Origin of the sequence: Actinotignum saccati (assembly GCF_051265055.1) — a bacterium.
Classification (GTDB): Bacteria; Actinomycetota; Actinomycetes; order Actinomycetales; family Actinomycetaceae; genus Actinotignum.
The window spans coordinates 64,951-81,178 of sequence record NZ_JBOZCC010000007.1; the positions used below are offsets into that span (position 1 = coordinate 64,951).

Below are 16,228 nucleotides of genomic sequence, written 5' to 3' on the forward strand. Positions count from 1 at the left end.
GTGGCAGCAGAACCGGAACAAACGGCGCTACGGGTCCGTGACCTCGCGGTGGTGCTCGGGGGAGTGCGGGTGCTCCGCGATGTGAATCTCGAGGTGGCCGCCGGCGAGCTCGTTGGCCTCATCGGCCCGAACGGTGCCGGAAAAACCACCCTCATGCGCAGCATAATGGGCCTGCTCACCCCGGCAGCCGGCACGGTCGAGGTGCGCGGGGAGCGGGTCCGGCCCGGCCGCCCGCACCGTGCCATCGGCTACGTACCCCAGTCCCGCGCCACCCAATGGGGCTACCCCATGAGCGTGGAGGAACTGGTGGCCACCGGGCTGGAACGCCGCGGGTTGCTCGCCCGGGCGCGCCTGGGGCGGAGCGCGTGGGAAAAAGTCTATGCGGCGCTCGATAGGGTCGATTTATTCGAGATGCGCCGTCGTCCCATCGGGCAGTTATCCGGCGGGCAGCAACAGCGCATCCTCATCGCGCGCGCCCTCGTGCGCGACCCGGCCATCCTCCTCCTGGACGAACCCTTCACCGGACTCGATCACCCCACCCAGGATTCTCTGGCCGATCTTTTCCTTTCGCTGCGCGCCGGCGGGGCCGGAATCATTATGTCCACCCACGACCTCACCCAGGCCGTCGATATTTCCACCCGCGTGGCCCTCCTCAACCGCACAATTATCGCGGCCGGCCCGCCCGCCGATATCCTCCGCGCCGACCTGTGGATGGAAACGTTCCAGGTGCGGGCCTCCTCGCCGCTGCTGCGCGTCCTCGGAATGGTGAAAGCATGAGTTTCTTTGATTTCCTAGCCGACCTGTCCAATCCGGTCCTCGGCTTCCTCCCGCGCGCGCTGCTGGTCGCCATGCTCTCCGCGGTGGTGTGCGGGGCGGTGGGCGTGCACGTGGTGCTGCGCGGCATGTCTTTCCTGGGGGATGCCCTGGCCCACGCCGTTTTCCCCGGCATCGTTATCGCTTTCGCGCTCCAGGGGTCCATTCTGGTGGGCGGAGCGGTCGCGGGCGGCGTCGTCGCCCTTCTTATCGCGCTCGCCTCGCAAAACCGCAACCTGCGCGAAGACTCCATTATCGGGATCTTTATGGCCGCGGCTTTCGCCTTCGGCGTGGCGCTCATCGCGCGCATCCCCGGCTATACCGGCTCCCTCGAATCCTTCCTCTTCGGGTCGCTCACCGGCGTGGATAGTTCCGACGTGCTCACCTCCGCGGTGGTGGCCGCGGCCGTGCTGCTTTTCCTGGCCGTGCTCCATCCGGCGCTGCTCTCCGTGAGCGTGGACCGCGATTTCGCGCGCGCCACCGGCACCCGCGTGCTGCTCGTCGACGTGTGCCTCTACCTCACCGTCGCGCTCGCGGTGGTGATTTCCGTGCAATCCATCGGCAATATTTTGGTGCTGGCGCTGCTCGTCACCCCGGCCGCCACCGCGCGCCTCCTTACCGACCGCGTGGGCACGATGATGCTTCTCGCCCCGCTCCTCGGGTGCGCGAGCGCTTTCGTGGGGGTGTGGCTGTCCTGGGCGGCGGATATTCCGGCGGGCGCGGCCATTGTTTTAGTGACGACGGCGCTCTTCGCCCTCGTGTGGTTGAGTGTTCCGGTGCGCGGGAAACTAGTGCGGGCCCGCACCGCACGCGTCAGCGACCGCGTGTAGTACAGGCCCGAACGACGACGCCGCGGCCGGCCGGCCGCGGGAGCCTAGCTGGCTAGTGAGCTGAGCTGGCCCGCGAACCTGGCCGGAGCGGCGAGGCGGCAATTAGTCTTCCATATCCCCGGCGGAGAAACCTTCGGGGAAGTCGCCACCGAGCATTTCCTCTTCGGTGCCGGGGGTGGATTCCACATCCACGCGCAGGCCGGTCACCAGGAAGTGCATGCGGCGCGCCACGGTCACCCCGTGATCCCCGTAGCGTTCCAGGAAGCGACCCAGCAGCACCACGTCCACGATTTCCTGGTGGCTCATGCCGTTATCTTCATCAAGCACCAGCTGGAAGGACTGGCGGTGCAGATCGTCAAGAACCTCATCGCGTTCATCGATTTCATCGGCGATGGCGAGGTCCTGCTTGCGCACCAGCTCTTCCACCTGGCGGCCCACCCGCACGGCCTCATCGGCCATGCGTACCAGCAGGTCATAGCCGGGGCCGCCCACCACGCGTTCGGGGAAACGCCCGCGCGCAATATAGGCAACGTGGCGAGCCAGATCGCCCATGCGCTCCAGGGTGATGGCGATGCGCATGGCGGTCACCACGGTCCGCAAATCCGAGGCGACCGGCGCCTGGCGTGCCAGCAGCGAAATAGCCATATCCTCAATCTGACGCTGCAGCTCATCAATATTCGCATCGGCATCGATAACCGACTCCGCCAGGGCCAGGTTGGCGTTCCGCAGCGAATCTGCGGCGTGTTCCATCGCCCGAGCGGCGCTGCGAGCCTGCTTGGCAAGCGTTTCCTCGAGCGTCTTCATTTCGTTGCGGAATTCTTGACGCATTAAAGCTCCTCATGTCTGTGCGCCCGCGGGCGCGTTCGTAGCGCACGGCGGCGCACCACAGGTTTCATTTCAGCAGTATGGGGTTAACACTAGCGGCATATTGCGTAAACAGTAGGTAAATAGCGGGGTTTCGGGGCTGTGGGGAGTGCCAGGCTGAGCTTGGACAGGCTAGTCTGGAACCATGGTAGAAGGAATCGCTGTTCTTGCTGCGGTGTGCGGAGGGATCGCCGTGGGCATTATCGCCTCCCTGGCTTTCGCCTATTCGCAGCGTTCCCTGCGCCCGCTGCGGGTGACCACCACGGTGGAGCCGGTGGAGGACGCCGTGAAAGTCCTCGAGGCGATTCCGCAATTCTTTGTGCTGGTGTCCGCCCTCGATGTGGTGGAACGTGCCTCGACCCAGGCCTACAGTTTCGGGTTGGTGCGCGATGATCGCCTGGTGCGCTCGGAGTTCATCCAGCTGGTGGCGCGGGTGCGTGATACCGGGGAGGTGCTCTCCCGCCCGCTCTCCATTAAGCGTTCCACGCTGAAAAATCAGAGCGATACCCGTTTGATGGTTTACGCGGCGCCGCTATCCGGCGGGCGGGTGCTCGTGCTTTTCGAGGACAATACCGAGAAGCTCAAACTGGAGGAAACCCGGCGGGATTTCGTGGCCAATGTGTCCCACGAGCTGAAAACCCCGGTGGGGGCGATTTCTTTGCTGGTGGAAACCCTCGAAAGCGCGGCGGATGACCCGCAGGCGGTGCGGCATTTCACCGCTCAGCTGGATACCGAAGTGGTGCGCCTGCGCGGCCTGGTCCAGGACATTATCGAGCTTTCGCGCCTCCAAGAGGGCAATGCGCTGACCACCACGGAGCTCGTGGATGTAGATGCGGTGGTGGCCGAATCGGTTGCGCGGATGGATGTGGAAGCCGCCAATCGCGGAGTGAAAATTGTGAGCGGCGGGCAGCCGGGTCTCACGGTGTATGGAGATAGGCGCATGCTCGCCACCGCGATCCGCAATCTTTTGGATAATGCGGTGCGCTACACCCGGCCGCACGGGCGGGTCTCGATAGCAACATCGCTGGCGGATGGGCAGGTGCTTATTTCCGTCGTCGACCAAGGTGAAGGAATTGAGGCGGCGCAACGCGAGCGTATTTTTGAACGGTTCTACCGCGGGGATGCCGCCCGGGACCGCAATTCCGGGGGCTCCGGGATCGGCCTCGCTATCGTCAAGCACGTGGTCCAGGACCACGGCGGGCGCATCAAATTGTGGAGCAAGGTAGGCCAGGGCTCTACCTTCACCATCTGCCTGCCCGAGCCCTATATTCCTGACACTGCTGCTGGTGCTGAGCCTGCGGCTAGTTCTGTGCCGGCCGGTAGCGCTGCGTTGGCCGGGAAAACCGAGCTTGATGGAAATTCTGCGCCGGCTCCTAGTCTTGAAACCGGTCTGCTTGAGCATTCGGAGAGGAAGTAACGAAACACCATGACCACGATTCTTGTTGTTGATGACGAACCGACCTACCGCGATACCCTCGCATTCAACCTGGGCCGGGACGGTTACGAGGTGGTCACCGCCGCGGACGGCACCGCGGCCCTCGAACAATTCCGGGTGGCGCGCCCCGATGTGGTGCTTCTTGACCTCATGCTTCCGGGGATGTCCGGGGAGGAAATATGCCGCCGGATTCGGGCCACCTCCGATGTGCCCATCATTATGCTCACCGCCAAGGATTCTGAAATCGATAAGGTAGTCGGCTTGGAAGTCGGCGCGGATGATTACGTGACCAAACCGTATTCCTACCGGGAACTCGTGGCGCGGGTGCGGGCGGTGCTACGTCGGGCCAGCACCGGGGCCGCCGACGACGTGGACGAAGATGTGCTGCGGGTGGGCCGGGTCGAAATGGATACCGATAAGCACGAAGTCTACGTGGGCGGGGAACTCATCAGCATGCCGCTGCGGGAATTCGAACTCCTCGAACTCTTCTTGCGTAACCCGGACCGGGTGCTTACCCGCCCCCAGATCCTCGACCGCATTTGGGGCCTCGACTATATGGGTGACACCAAGACTCTGGATGTGCACGTCAAGCGGATTCGCTCGAAGATCGAAGTGGATCCTTCCGCGCCCACCGCGCTGGTGACGGTGCGCGGGCTCGGCTACAAGCTGGTTTCTGAGTAGTCGCGGCCGGGCGTGAGCGCGGGCGGCTGCCCGCGTGCCCGCGTGCCGGTGAACGGCCGGCCCGCCTGCCTGCGAACTATGGGCGGCCCGCCTGCCTGCGAACTTGTGGCCCGCACCTCAGCGCTTTGTGGCTTGCAGCGCAAAAAAGATCAGAGACTACACCGTCAATGGTAAAATGTCTATCGGATATGCGCATATTGCGCGAACGCGCAGCGGAGAAAGGGTTCTGATTCAATGCCGTTCAAGGTCGGAGAAACCGTTATTTACCCGCATCACGGGGCAGCGGAAATTACTGATATTTCGGACAAGATTATCAGGGGTGAAAAGCGCACCTATCTCACGCTTAACGTCATGCAGGGCGATATGGTCATTCAGGTTCCGGCCGAATCCATTGAGGAAGTTGGGGTCCGTGATGTCTCCAACGAAGATCAGCTTGAAGTGGTGTTCCGGGTTCTGCGCGAACAGGATGTGGAAGAACCTTCCAATTGGAGCCGGCGTTTCAAGGCGAATACCGAAAAGCTCACCTCGGGGGATGTCAATAAGGTAGCCGAAGTGGTGCGTGACCTGACCCGCCGGGATACCGACCGCCACCTCTCGGCGGGGGAGAAGCGGATGCTTCAGCGCGCCCGCCAGATCCTCTGCTCGGAAATTGCCCTCGCCCGTGAATTGAGCGAAGAAGAAGCCGGGGAGCTCCTCGATGAGATCCTCGCCGAAGGCAACGAAGGCCGGGAAAGCAGCTCAGAAGAAGGTACCGAGGCTTCCGCCTAGTTCGCCTCAGGTGCGTGGCGCCTTTGTTTCACGGCGCACGCTCGTTTTGAGGTACAGGCACGTTTTGAGGCCCGTGTAAATGAAGCGGTCCGGGAATTCTCCCGGGCCGCTTCACGCATGAAGGTTCGACGACGCTGCCAGATTTATTGCCGCCCGGCCCGCAGCGAACCGTAGAAAGCAGCCAGCCCCACCGCGAGGACCGCGATAATTCCGAGGATTCCGTAGTGGGCCGCGGCGTCACCACTCACTCCCGCCAGCGAACCGAAGCTCATAATCGCAGCTGAATAAAGCGCCGGAGTGAGGAAAGAAACCGCGCGGCCGGTCGTGGCATAGAGGCCAAAAAGCTCGCCGCTATTCTCCCGGCCGGCACGCCGCGCCAGGTAGGTACGCGAAGAACTCTGGACCGGCCCCACGAAAATGCACAGCAGAGAGCCAAAGACCCAGAAGAGGGATTTTCCGGCGTCGTGCATAAAGAACAACACGCAGCCGCAGGCTATCATCAAAGTGAGCGACATCAAAATAACGCGGCGCGCGCCGATCATATCTTCCAACCACCCGAACGCAATGGTCGCAACCCCCGCGATGACGTTCGCCGCGATGCCGAAAATCATGACTTCCCCGGGCGTGAAACCGAAAACGCGGGCCGCGAGCACCCCGCCGAAGGCGAAGACGCCGGCCAGGCCGTCGCGGTAAATCGCGGAAGAAATGAGGAACCAGAACGTGGAGCGATCCGCGCGCCACAGCCGCGCAATAGAGCGGAAAATCGCCCGGTAGGCGGCGATGACGCCGCGGGATTGTTCCCCGCGCGGGGCTTCGTCGCGGGACAGCACCATGAGCGGGGCGGAAAAAACAAGCGTCCACAGCGCGCACGCGATCATGCACACGCGGATGTTCATCCCGTTCGCGCTCGTCACCCCGAACCAGCCGGTATCCGGGCTGATGAAACCAATAAAAAGGATGAGAAGCAGCACGATACCGCCCACGTAACCCATGCCCCAACCGAAACCGGAGATGCGGCCCAGGGTGGCCGGCGTGGAAATATCGGTGACCATCGCGTTGTAGACCACCGAACCGATCTCGAAAACAATATTGCCCACGGCCAGCAGCACCACCCCGAGCCACAGGTAGGACGGCGAGGGCGCCACCAGGAACAGCAGCGCCATGCACACAATCGTGACGAGGGTGGTGAGGGTGAGGAGGGAATTTTTCTTCCCCGAACGGTCCGCCCATTGCCCCACCGCAGGCGCGATAAGCGCCACGAGCAGCCCGGCCAGCGCCAGGCCCCAGCCGATCAAAGCATTGGCTTGGGTTCCGAAGAATTTTTCGTTGGACAGATACGGGGTGAAAACGAAAGTCGTGACGACGGCGTTAAAAGCTGCCGAACCCCAGTCCCACAGCGCCCACGGGAGCACGCGGCGGTTGAAAAGAACGGAACGCGCGGGCGGGGTGGCGGGCGTCTTGGCCGGTTGCGGGCCCGGCGTGCTGGCCGGTTGCGTGGCCGGCGGCATGCTCGCGCTCGGCGTCGCGGAAGTGTTGTGCATGGCTTCATCGTAGGCGAGGAGGGTAACGAGGCGTTGAACGGCGCTCGCGAGGCAGTAGTACGGGAATAGGTACGACGACGCAGCTGTGGCCACGGCGCAGTTGCACAGTCTCGGTACACCAGCAGAGGAAGGGCGCTGCCTGGCCGGCAGGGAGCGGGTAAACTGACTACGTGAGCTTCAAGATCTATGATTCGTCAGCCCGTGCCGTCCGGGATTTCGTTCCCCTGGAACCCGGGAAGGTCAGTGTGTACCTGTGCGGCGCTACGGTGCAGGGATCCCCGCATATCGGGCATATTCGCTCCGCCCTGGCCTTCGATGTGCTGGTGCGGTGGCTGCGCCGCTGCGGCAATGAGGTGCGCCTGGTGCGCAACGTCACCGATATTGACGATAAGATCCTCGATAAATCAACGCAGGCCGGTGCCCCGTGGTGGGCCTGGGCCTACCGTTTCGAAAAGGAATTCAGCGCCGCCTACCGCACTCTCGGCATCCTGGATCCCACGTACGAACCGCGCGCTACCGGGCATATCCCGCAGATGATCACGCTTATTCAGGAGATTATCGACGCCGGCCACGCCTATGTGGGCAAGCCCGGCAATGTGTATTTCGACGTCGCATCGCTACCCGATTACGGTTCCCTCACCCGCCAAAAGCTCGAAAATATGGTGGTAGATGAGGAAGGCGGGGAAGCCGATAAGCGTAATCCGCATGATTTCGCGCTGTGGAAGGCCCCTAAGCCGGGCGAACCGGAAAGCGCAGCTTGGGATACTCCCTGGGGGCGCGGGCGCCCGGGCTGGCACCTGGAGTGCACCGCGATGTCCACCCACTACCTGGGCAAGGAATTTGATATTCACGGTGGTGGGATCGATTTGCGCTTCCCGCACCATGAAAATGAGCAGGCGCAAGCCCATGCTGCCGGGCGTAATTTCGCGCGGTACTGGATGCATAACGCATGGGTGACCGTTAATGGCGAAAAAATAAGTAAGTCGCTGGGGAATGTCATCTCTTTGGAGGATGTTACCGCGCAGGTATCCCCGGCGGTGGTGCGTTTCGCGCTGGGAACGGTGCATTACCGCTCCACCGTGGATTACTCGCCGCAAGGCCTGGCGGAATCCGGGGCGGTGTGGGAGCGCCTGGCCGGCTTCGTGGAACGCGCGGTTGCCGCCACTGAAGAAGTACCGGCGGAAGAAATCGCGGCGGTCGGTCCGGCGGATCTACCCGAAGCATTCGTGCGGGCCCTCGATGATGACCTCAATGTCTCGAGCGGGCTGGCCGCGATCCATGAGGAGGTGCGCCACGGGAACGCCGCCCTCGCGGAGCGGGACAGTGCCGGAGTGCGCGCCGCCCAGGTGCGGGTGCGGGCCATGCTCGATGTGCTCGGGCTGGATCCCCTGGCTGCTCCCTGGCGTAATTCCAGTGGGGCTGACAAAGCAACCGCGCGGGCGCTGGGCGCCGTCGTCGATACTATGCTGGAGGAACGCGCGGCCGCGCGCGCCGCGAAAGACTGGGCCCGGGCCGATGCGCTCCGCGATGCTTTGCACGCGGCCGGCATCGCGGTGGAAGATTCGGCGGACGGCGCGCACTGGCACATAGAAAACGCGCAAAAGCCCGCCACCGCGGCGAAAGTGCCCGCGGCCGGCACAGACGCGCCCGCGGCCGCCGCGGAGCAACCCGCCACCGCAACAGCAACGCCCGCCACCGGCGCGGAAGAAAAGTAGGAGAAATATGGGAGACGGACGCACCCGGCGCCCCAAGGGCAAGAAGCGGGCCACGGTCGGTTCGGGCGGGAACAACCGCCGGCGCCTGGAAGGCAAAGGCCCCACCCCGAAAGCGGAGGAACGGGTCTACCACAAGGCCTATAAGGAAAAGCAGGTGCGCGATGCCCGCAAGGCGCAAGCCGAAGCGCGCGAGCGTTCCAGCTTCAAGCTACGCCGCGATCTGCATCTCGCCCCCGGCCACGAACTCATTTGCGGGCGCAACCCGGTGCGCGAAGCGGTGCGGGCCGGCGTGCCCCTGACCAGGGTCTTTATGCAGACTTCCGCGGTGGGCGATGAGCGCCTGGCGGAGCTCGCGGCGCAGGCAACCGCGCTGGGCGCCCCGCTGGTGGAAGTTTCCCACGGGGAGCTCGACCGCATGACGGATAACGCCGTGCACCAAGGCGTGGCCATCGAAGTGCCGCCTTACGAGTACGCGGATGCTATTGAGGAAGCGCACGCGGCTCTGGAGCGCCACGAAGCGGGCGGCCCGCTGCCGCTTTTCGTGGCGCTCGATTCGGTGACCGACCCGCATAATCTGGGGGCGGTGCTGCGCAGCGCGGCGGCTTTCAACGCGGACGCGGTGATCGTGCCGGAACGCCGCGCGGCCGGCGTGAATGCCACGGTGTGGAAGGTGTCGGCCGGGGCGGTGTCGATTGTGCCGACCGCGCGGGTCACGAACCTGGCTTCCACGCTCGATGAGCTGAAGAAAATGGGCTATTTCGTGGTCGGTTTGGATGGCGGCGGCTCCACCACGGTGGAGAACCTCAGCCTGGCTGATACCCCGTTGGTGCTGGTGACCGGCTCGGAAGGGCGCGGGCTCGCGCGGCTCATTCGCGATAAATGCGATGTGATTGCCTCGATTCCGATTGCCGCGCGCATGGAATCGCTCAACGCCGCGGTCGCCACGGGAATTTCGCTCTACCAGGTCGATCGGATCCGGGCACGGATGAACGGAGGGGACAATGTATCAGTGGAGGCCGGTTCGCGGTGAGGTGCAGCGGCTCGACCAGAGCCTGACCAGCCCCGCCCAGCTCGAGGAATTCTTCGCGCGCGAAGGTGTGGTGGTCCGCGGGGATCACGACGGCGATATTTTCCGTTTTGAAATCGCGGTGACCGGCAAGCGGCGCCGCGTCGCCACGATCCGGAGCGTGCTGGAAGCGGCCGAAACGGATGGGCCTAGCGGCACGCCGGCGCCGGCTGGCGAGGAAAGCGCGGAGCATTCCGGAAGCGGTGCAGAATCTGAGGCCGGCGCGGATGCCGATACCGGCGCGAGCGCTCGGGAGGAAGAACCCGGCATCGTGCCCGGCCTCAACCTCGTGGATTTCGCCCAAAAAATGGATCACGAGCTGCGCAAAATCCACATCGAGGTGGATGGTTACGTGGTGTACCCGAATATTGATTTGGGTGAAGTGGATGTCACGGAAGCGGATCTCGCGTACGCGGATGCACACCTTCAGCACGACGCCGCCGCCGCTCACGCGGCGGAACCGGCCGCGGCGAACCCGATAGTGGAGGAACCTCAGGCTTTCGCGCCGGTTTCGGATTCCCCGCTGCTGCCCGGCGATGAAGGTAAAATCCCGACCATGCACGACGGGCCCATGGTGGCTATTTCCGATGTGCCTTTCGCGCGGGTGCCGGGCCTGGCGGCGCGCATCAAAAAACCGGTGGCTGTTTTCGCGCACGGAAACGCCAATGTCATGGTGGCCGATGTGCCCCTGGCGCGCGATGCGGAAATCGGGCGGCGGCCCGGATTCGTGATCGTGCTTTCCACCGCGGGGGCGGCGCCTAGCTGGCGCAACCCGGTTTTGGTGATCCGGCAAAACTCCGGGATCACCTACTGGAAGTGGCTGGATACCCTCCAGGATCTCCCGCACGTGGAAGCCAATAGCGCCGCCGCGGCCTTCTCCCGAGAAGAACTGGGAGCGGGGGCGCGGGTGCGGCGTATTCTCGATGATTTCCCGGAGGTGGATGCCGGGGATCTCACCGAGGCACTCACCGCCCCGGTATCCGAAGCGGTGCCGCGCTTCCTCGAAGTGCTGGGCCTGCCGGCCGCGGTGGGCGAAGTGCTGCGCGGGGCGCGGGAAGCCGCCGATATTCCGGCGGATCTTCCGGAAGCGACCGTCTTTACCCCGCAGGCGTTCCCGGAACGCATGAAAGCATCCCTGGCCTATGAGGTATCCGGTTACGGTTCGGCCCCGGCTGGAATGTGGAAAGTGTATCGGCGCCTCTACCTGGATCATCCGCGGCTGCTGGAGATTATTTCTTCCGCGCAGGCCGGGCTGGGTTTGGCGATGGTTATCGCCGGGGCGCGGCGCTGGAATAAACGCGGGTATCGCGCGCTGACCATCGCGGGCGGGGCCCTGGGGGCTAATGCCCTGGTGCGTATTCTTACCACCCAGTGGCTCAACGCCGCACTGGAGGCCGAAGGTTTGAACCCGGGGCCAGCGAAACACGCTTCCGAACCGACCGAACTGTCTGAACTGTCTGAACCGTCCGAACTATCCGGACCGTCCGAGGAGGGCGCTCATGAGTGAGAACACCCAGGTAGAAGGCTTCCACGAAGCTTTTTGGGCCCGCGCGGTCACGCGCGGGAAAATCAACCCGCTTGAGGTCATCACCGGTGGTGAATCAATTTCCGCTTTTCGGCCCCCGGCATTTAGCTTCGGTTTGAGCTCCGATGAGGCCACCGAGATTGCGGAACTTATTGTGGCAGGGAAGAAAACTGCCACCTCGAGCTGGGCGGATAGCTACCGCGCCGAAGATGTGCCGCTCCCCGAAAAAGGCGATTTGGCGATTGTGCTGGATGGGGAGGAACGCCCGCGTGCCCTTATTCGCACCGATAGCGTGGAGGTCATGCCTTTTGCGGAGGTCAGTGCGGAGGTCGCGCAGGCTGAAGGCGAAGGGGATTGCAGCTTGGAAAGCTGGCGCGCCGCCCACACGGAATTCTTCCGGGCGGAAGCGGCAGCGGCCGGGCTGGAATTTGATCCGGCCGGGGATGTGGTGGTGGAGCGCTTCACCGTGCTCTACTCGGACCGCGATGATCACCTCGGGCCGGGCGCGGTGGTAGGCAAGTAGCGTGGCCGCGCGAGCTAGCCGCGCATAAAGCGCTAGCAACCTAGGCCCCGAAGGCGCGCGGTGGGGCGGGGCGTTAATCCGCCCCGCTCGCGTAACTCAAGGCGCCTACTTCCGTGCTTCGCTCACCGGCACGCAATTGCCCGGGGACGTGAGCTGCCCGTCGGTGAGCTGAGCGGCAGCATCTTCCGGGCTGCGTAGCGCATCGAATTTCTCACCAAGAATCACCGTGACCGTTTGGCCCGTGGTGTCATTAGAGAAGCCCACCACCGAATCGGGAATGAACGTCGCCAGGGTGTAGGCAGCGGCCAGGCCATCGGGTCCGGCCTGCACAATCGCGCCGTATTTATCTACACCGGCTGGCCAGTTCGCCGTCGTTCCTACCGTGACACCCATTTCCGCGAGGTTATGTGCAACCTCCGCCGCAAGTCCGCTCGACGACGTCGAGTTATACACATTCGCGTTAATTTTCGAAAGCTCCAGCGGCGCGGTGGGGCCGCTCAGGCAGGGGATGGTGACCTCATCCGGATCCGGGTCCGCCGCGAATTCCTTATTGATCGGGGAAGGGATAATGCCGAGCCAAATGAGCAGGCAGAGGGCAAAAACAAGTGCGAGCGCCCCGGACACGATGCTGAACACCACGGTCTGGCGCTGCTGGATCTTACGACGGTAGGCCTCGCGGGGCCCAAGATGCTGCTGGGTCACGGGTTTAACGCTAGTTCACCGGCCCCGAAAAAGCAGCTGCGCGCGCTGGGAGATAGCCCGCACTGTCGCGCCGTCCGGCAACTCCGTGCTGCATCGGGCGCCGCCCGTAGTGAACCCAATTGCCGCATCCGTCGCCAACCGTCTCGCCAAGCCGGGAGGTGTGACACATCCCATCTCCCCTCGTTTAGGTAGTGTTTACCTAGTTTTTGAGCGGTAGCGGCGTCGTCGCCCCTGTGAAGCGAGTCGCGCGGGACTTGCAGCGACCGCAAAAAGCCATACACTAATTCAGGTTCAAACGAGTGTGGGCGGGCCGGTCGCCACGCGGTACCCCGGTCGCCACTGCGAGATTGCGAACCCATTCCTTCTGATGTGCGGGTAAGCCCGCGCGAAGAGCAACGAGGAGAGCATTCATGGCACAAGTATGGAAACTTCACGGCGACGGTGTGCGCATCGCGCCGGGTGAGGTGGTTCAACCGGACGAACGGCTGGGGTGGCCAGCCACAATCGGCATTGGAATGCAGCACGTTGTTGCAATGTTTGGCGCAACGTTCCTCGTTCCCCTACTAACGGGTTTCGATCCTTCGACGACATTGTTCTTCACGGGATGCGGAACCCTTCTTTTTATCCTTATTACCGCCGGAAAATTGCCCAGTTACCTGGGCTCTTCTTTTGCCCTCATTGCGCCCATCGGTGCGGTGACCGGCTACACCCAGGGCGGCGGTCCCATTGATTCGCACGGGATGGCGCTCGCCCAGGGTGGCATTATTTCGACAGGTGCGGCCCTGCTGGTAGTCGGCCTCATTGTGATGGTCTTCGGTGCGGGGTGGATCGATAAGCTCATGCCCCCGGTGGTGACCGGCACGATCGTGGCACTCATCGGCTTCAACCTGGCTCCCGCTGCCTGGAATAACGTCAAGGCCGCGCCGGTGACCGCGGTGGTGACCATCGTGGCGGTGCTCGCGGTGACGGTTCTCTTCAAGGGCATTATCGGGCGTCTGTCCATTTTGATCGGCGTGATTATCGGTTATGTATGCGCCTGCATCCGCGGGGAAGTGGACTTCAGCGCGATTGGCGATGCCAGCTGGGTGGGTGTCCCCACTTTCCACGCCCCGGCTTTCGATGTGTCGACCCTCGGGCTGTTCGTCCCGGTGGTGCTGGTGCTGATCGCGGAGAACGTGGGTCACGTGAAGTCGGTGTCCGCGATGACCGGCCGCAATCTGGACGGGGTAACCGGCCGAGCGCTGTTCGCTGACGGCCTGTCGACCGTTTTCGCCGGTGCGGGCGGGGGCTCGGGTACCACGACGTACGCGGAAAACATCGGAGTGATGGCCGCGACTCGCGTCTACTCCACCGCGGCCTACATTGTGGCGGCGGTGAGCGCCTTGCTGCTGTCCATGTTCCCGAAGTTCGGCGTGGTCGTTGCAACGATTCCTCCCGGGGTGCTGGGTGGCGCGGCCACAATCCTCTACGGCATGATCGGGATGCTTGGGGTGCGTATCTGGGTGCAGAACCGCGTGGACTTCTCCGATCCGGTCAATCTCAATACCGCCGCGGTGGCGATGGTGGTTGCGATTGCGAACTACACCTGGGCGGTGGGGGATATGGTCTTCGAAGGAATCGCGCTCGGTTCCTTCGGTGCCATTATCATCTACCACTGCATGCGCGCGGTATCGCGCCTGCGCGGTACGTCCCTCGAACCGGCGACGCCGGCCTCGGCCCCCGCGGGTGCGGAGCTTGCGGAAGGTCACCTGGAACGGTCCTGGGATGTTCAGCCCGATGGGAAGCTGGCGCGCACGCCGGCGAGCCAGCGGGTGCAGAGCACACCGGAGCTTGCGGAGCGCGCGGGAGGTGCCGCAGGTGCGGATAACATGAGCGGCGCGGATGTTTCGCGCGACGCTTTGCGCGGTGCGGAGGGCACGCACGCTAGCAACTAGCGGCATCTTCTAGTACGACGGCGCAGCTAGGCGGCCCGGACTTTCGCTCACGATGTGGCGAGCCGGGGCGGCGGTTGGGCCGGCCTCAAAAAATAAATGGATGCACGCGGGGCGGGAAGCTGAAGAAGCTTCCCCCCCCGCGGTGGTTATGGTATAAGCATCGCACAACACGCTACTCAAAGCGTGGGTGCCCGGTGGTATTTCGTGGTTCCTAGGCTGTTTGTAGAATCTTGGAAATACGCCCGGGTGAAAGCTCCATAATCTCTGCAACTTCACGGACGGTCATACCCGAAGATCGCAAGCTGGCAGCGGCTTCTCGCGTAGCTTGCGATGCACGTGCCTGAAGTTCGTGAGCTTGCCGGGATAGTTTCTTGGCCTGGGCAATAGTTTCAGCGGTTGAGCCAACGTCTATGACTAAATCGAATCCGTGGTTTTCAATATTAAGAAGATTGAGCGCATCGGCGACGATATCGCTAATTTCGTCGAGTCTACGGGCTTGGGAATGGTAAATTTCCCCGTTTACTGTAAGTTCGAGCCCCCACCATCCGTGGTCGCGGAAGGCTCTCACGTGCGTCCTGCTCATAGTCCTAGTCCTTTCCTGAACTTACGGATTGTGGCCTTTGCGGTTTCCTCTGGAATGTCGCGGTGGCGCCCCACGATGTCGCTTACGTTGCCGATGGTAACGCGCGTGTGGCGAGTGCCTTCGGTGGTTACGAGCGTATGGCCGGTCTGTTTCGCGATTTTCTTGAGCTCGTTCAAGAGGCGGGCCCGTTTCACAACGGATAGTTTACCCCTGTAAACATGCTTCGTCTATAGGGGTAAACGGATTGGGTTTTTCCTTCCGACTCTTACCGGAGTTGTGGCACCTGGCAAGTTCGCCGGCCTTGGTTTTCGTTCGCATGGTTCCCTCGGATTTCTTCCAAACGAGGTTGGACATTCCTACTGTGCCAATGGCTGTTAATTCGCGCACGAAGGGTGTGAGGAGTTCTAAGTCGTACTGTGTGGGAAGTGCTGTAGTCCCAAGATACTCAGCAGCCACACGTGCCCCGGCGGGGGAGCTATGTCTTTTCGGAGCTGTACTGCATTTGTTGTACGCGCGCAGTACATCTCGGAAAAACACCCCTTGTCTCGCTGGCGGCCAGGGAACTCGGGATGGTTAGAACCTTGACCTGTTAGTGTTTAGTGGCTAAATTCGTAGGTGTGAAGGCGAGAGAAATCAACAAACGCATTGAAATGTTAGCGACGGTCGAAAAGTAACTTGCACCAATACTCGGGGAAGGGTGGCTCGCAAAATGGAAACCTACCGCGTGACTGTAACCAGGGAGGAAGGTGACTGGCTTGGTCAAGGGGTTGAATATCCCGAAGCTCTCGACTTTGCTCCCACTATCAAAAAACTCTGCAAGGGAATGACCGACGCGATCATCCTTGCCGCAGACCTACCAGATGACGCTACATTCAACATCCAGCTAGAAGCCGGCGAAGGCTTAAGTACGGAAATTGGAACGGCATTCGCAATCGCCAAGAAGCGACTCGAACTCCAAGCTGAACAGGCCCGTCTGCAAGAAGCGACCTTGCGTTCGATTCATGCTTTGCGGGAGGAGGGGTACTCGACGCGGGATATCGCGGCCGCTCTCGGTATTACTGCGGGGCGTGTCAGTCAGCTTGCCGCATAGCTTTGGGGTACAAAACACCCACCCTTGGGTTTGTACCCCCAAATGTACCCCCAAGAACCCAGAAAAAGGCAGTCAAGACCCAAAAAGACCCGACACGAAATCGCCACCTCGACACCCACTTTCCCGCGGCATACCAGGAAAAAGTAAGCACCCGCGCC

15 protein-coding genes are annotated in these 16,228 nt (G+C 62.6%); 11 read left to right on the forward strand and 4 right to left on the reverse strand.

Features of this window, described 5'->3' with window-relative positions:
• Entirely contained in the window at nt 1–777 is a 777-nt protein-coding gene (locus ACRQEC_RS06930; protein ID WP_284890379.1) for an anchored repeat-type ABC transporter ATP-binding subunit, read from the forward strand.
• Nucleotides 774–1,643, forward strand: a complete 870-nt coding sequence (locus ACRQEC_RS06935) for an anchored repeat-type ABC transporter permease subunit (RefSeq protein WP_087070323.1) — start codon at nt 774–776, stop codon at nt 1,641–1,643. Before ACRQEC_RS06930 ends, ACRQEC_RS06935 begins: the two co-directional genes overlap by 4 nt.
• A 102-nt stretch (nt 1,644–1,745) precedes the next feature.
• Here ACRQEC_RS06935 and phoU read toward each other — a convergent pair whose 3' ends face one another.
• Nucleotides 1,746–2,471, reverse strand: a complete 726-nt coding sequence (gene phoU / locus ACRQEC_RS06940; RefSeq protein WP_087070324.1) for a phosphate signaling complex protein PhoU — start codon at nt 2,469–2,471, stop codon at nt 1,746–1,748.
• 181 nt (nt 2,472–2,652) lie between these two features.
• On the opposite strand from phoU, the gene ACRQEC_RS06945 reads away from it, so the two are divergent.
• From ACRQEC_RS06945 to ACRQEC_RS06955, 3 genes are all read left to right on the forward strand, one after another.
• Complete coding sequence (locus ACRQEC_RS06945; RefSeq protein WP_284890380.1) at nt 2,653–3,924, forward strand: sensor histidine kinase; 1,272 nt, start codon at nt 2,653–2,655, stop codon at nt 3,922–3,924.
• A gap of 9 nt (nt 3,925–3,933) precedes the next feature.
• Nucleotides 3,934–4,623 (forward strand): response regulator, encoded by a 690-nt coding sequence (locus ACRQEC_RS06950; protein WP_026429031.1) that lies wholly within the window; start codon nt 3,934–3,936, stop codon nt 4,621–4,623.
• 234 nt (nt 4,624–4,857) lie between these two features.
• The gene (locus tag ACRQEC_RS06955) at nt 4,858–5,391 is read left to right on the forward strand and encodes a CarD family transcriptional regulator (RefSeq protein ID WP_284890381.1); all 534 of its coding nucleotides are present in this window, start codon (nt 4,858–4,860) and stop codon (nt 5,389–5,391) included.
• Between the two features lie 143 nt (nt 5,392–5,534).
• On the opposite strand, the gene ACRQEC_RS06960 is transcribed toward ACRQEC_RS06955, so the two are convergent.
• A complete protein-coding gene (locus ACRQEC_RS06960) occupies nt 5,535–6,932 on the reverse strand; it encodes an MFS transporter (protein ID WP_306471255.1) in 1,398 nt (465 codons plus the stop codon).
• 170 nt (nt 6,933–7,102) lie between these two features.
• On the opposite strand from ACRQEC_RS06960, the gene cysS reads away from it, so the two are divergent.
• The 4 genes from cysS to ACRQEC_RS06980 are packed head-to-tail and all read left to right on the forward strand — an operon-like array spanning nt 7,103 to nt 11,761.
• Entirely contained in the window at nt 7,103–8,647 is a 1,545-nt protein-coding gene (gene cysS / locus ACRQEC_RS06965; RefSeq protein ID WP_284890383.1) for a cysteine--tRNA ligase, read from the forward strand.
• Between the two features lie 7 nt (nt 8,648–8,654).
• Nucleotides 8,655–9,677: a 23S rRNA (guanosine(2251)-2'-O)-methyltransferase RlmB gene (gene rlmB, locus ACRQEC_RS06970; protein WP_284890384.1), complete on the forward strand. Its 1,023-nt coding sequence runs from the start codon at nt 8,655–8,657 to the stop codon at nt 9,675–9,677.
• The gene (locus tag ACRQEC_RS06975) at nt 9,649–11,220 is read left to right on the forward strand and encodes a hypothetical protein (protein ID WP_284890385.1); all 1,572 of its coding nucleotides are present in this window, start codon (nt 9,649–9,651) and stop codon (nt 11,218–11,220) included. The genes rlmB and ACRQEC_RS06975 overlap by 29 nt, the downstream gene beginning before the upstream one ends.
• Nucleotides 11,213–11,761, forward strand: coding sequence for an ASCH domain-containing protein (locus ACRQEC_RS06980; RefSeq protein ID WP_435734865.1), 549 nt, complete (start codon nt 11,213–11,215; stop codon nt 11,759–11,761). The genes ACRQEC_RS06975 and ACRQEC_RS06980 overlap by 8 nt, the downstream gene beginning before the upstream one ends.
• A 105-nt stretch (nt 11,762–11,866) precedes the next feature.
• On the opposite strand, the gene ACRQEC_RS06985 is transcribed toward ACRQEC_RS06980, so the two are convergent.
• Nucleotides 11,867–12,463, reverse strand: a complete 597-nt coding sequence (locus ACRQEC_RS06985) for a LytR C-terminal domain-containing protein (RefSeq protein ID WP_026429025.1) — start codon at nt 12,461–12,463, stop codon at nt 11,867–11,869.
• A 410-nt stretch (nt 12,464–12,873) separates the two neighbouring features.
• Between ACRQEC_RS06985 and ACRQEC_RS06990 the strand changes: the two genes are divergently transcribed.
• Nucleotides 12,874–14,397, forward strand: coding sequence for a uracil-xanthine permease family protein (locus tag ACRQEC_RS06990; RefSeq protein ID WP_394532820.1), 1,524 nt, complete (start codon nt 12,874–12,876; stop codon nt 14,395–14,397).
• Between the two features lie 211 nt (nt 14,398–14,608).
• Here ACRQEC_RS06990 and ACRQEC_RS06995 read toward each other — a convergent pair whose 3' ends face one another.
• Nucleotides 14,609–14,980, reverse strand: coding sequence for a hypothetical protein (locus ACRQEC_RS06995; RefSeq protein ID WP_016443361.1), 372 nt, complete (start codon nt 14,978–14,980; stop codon nt 14,609–14,611).
• A 709-nt stretch (nt 14,981–15,689) separates the two neighbouring features.
• Here ACRQEC_RS06995 and ACRQEC_RS07000 point away from each other — a divergent pair.
• A complete protein-coding gene (locus ACRQEC_RS07000) occupies nt 15,690–16,070 on the forward strand; it encodes a hypothetical protein (protein ID WP_284890389.1) in 381 nt (126 codons plus the stop codon).
• The last annotated feature ends 158 nt before the right edge of the window (nt 16,071–16,228 follow it).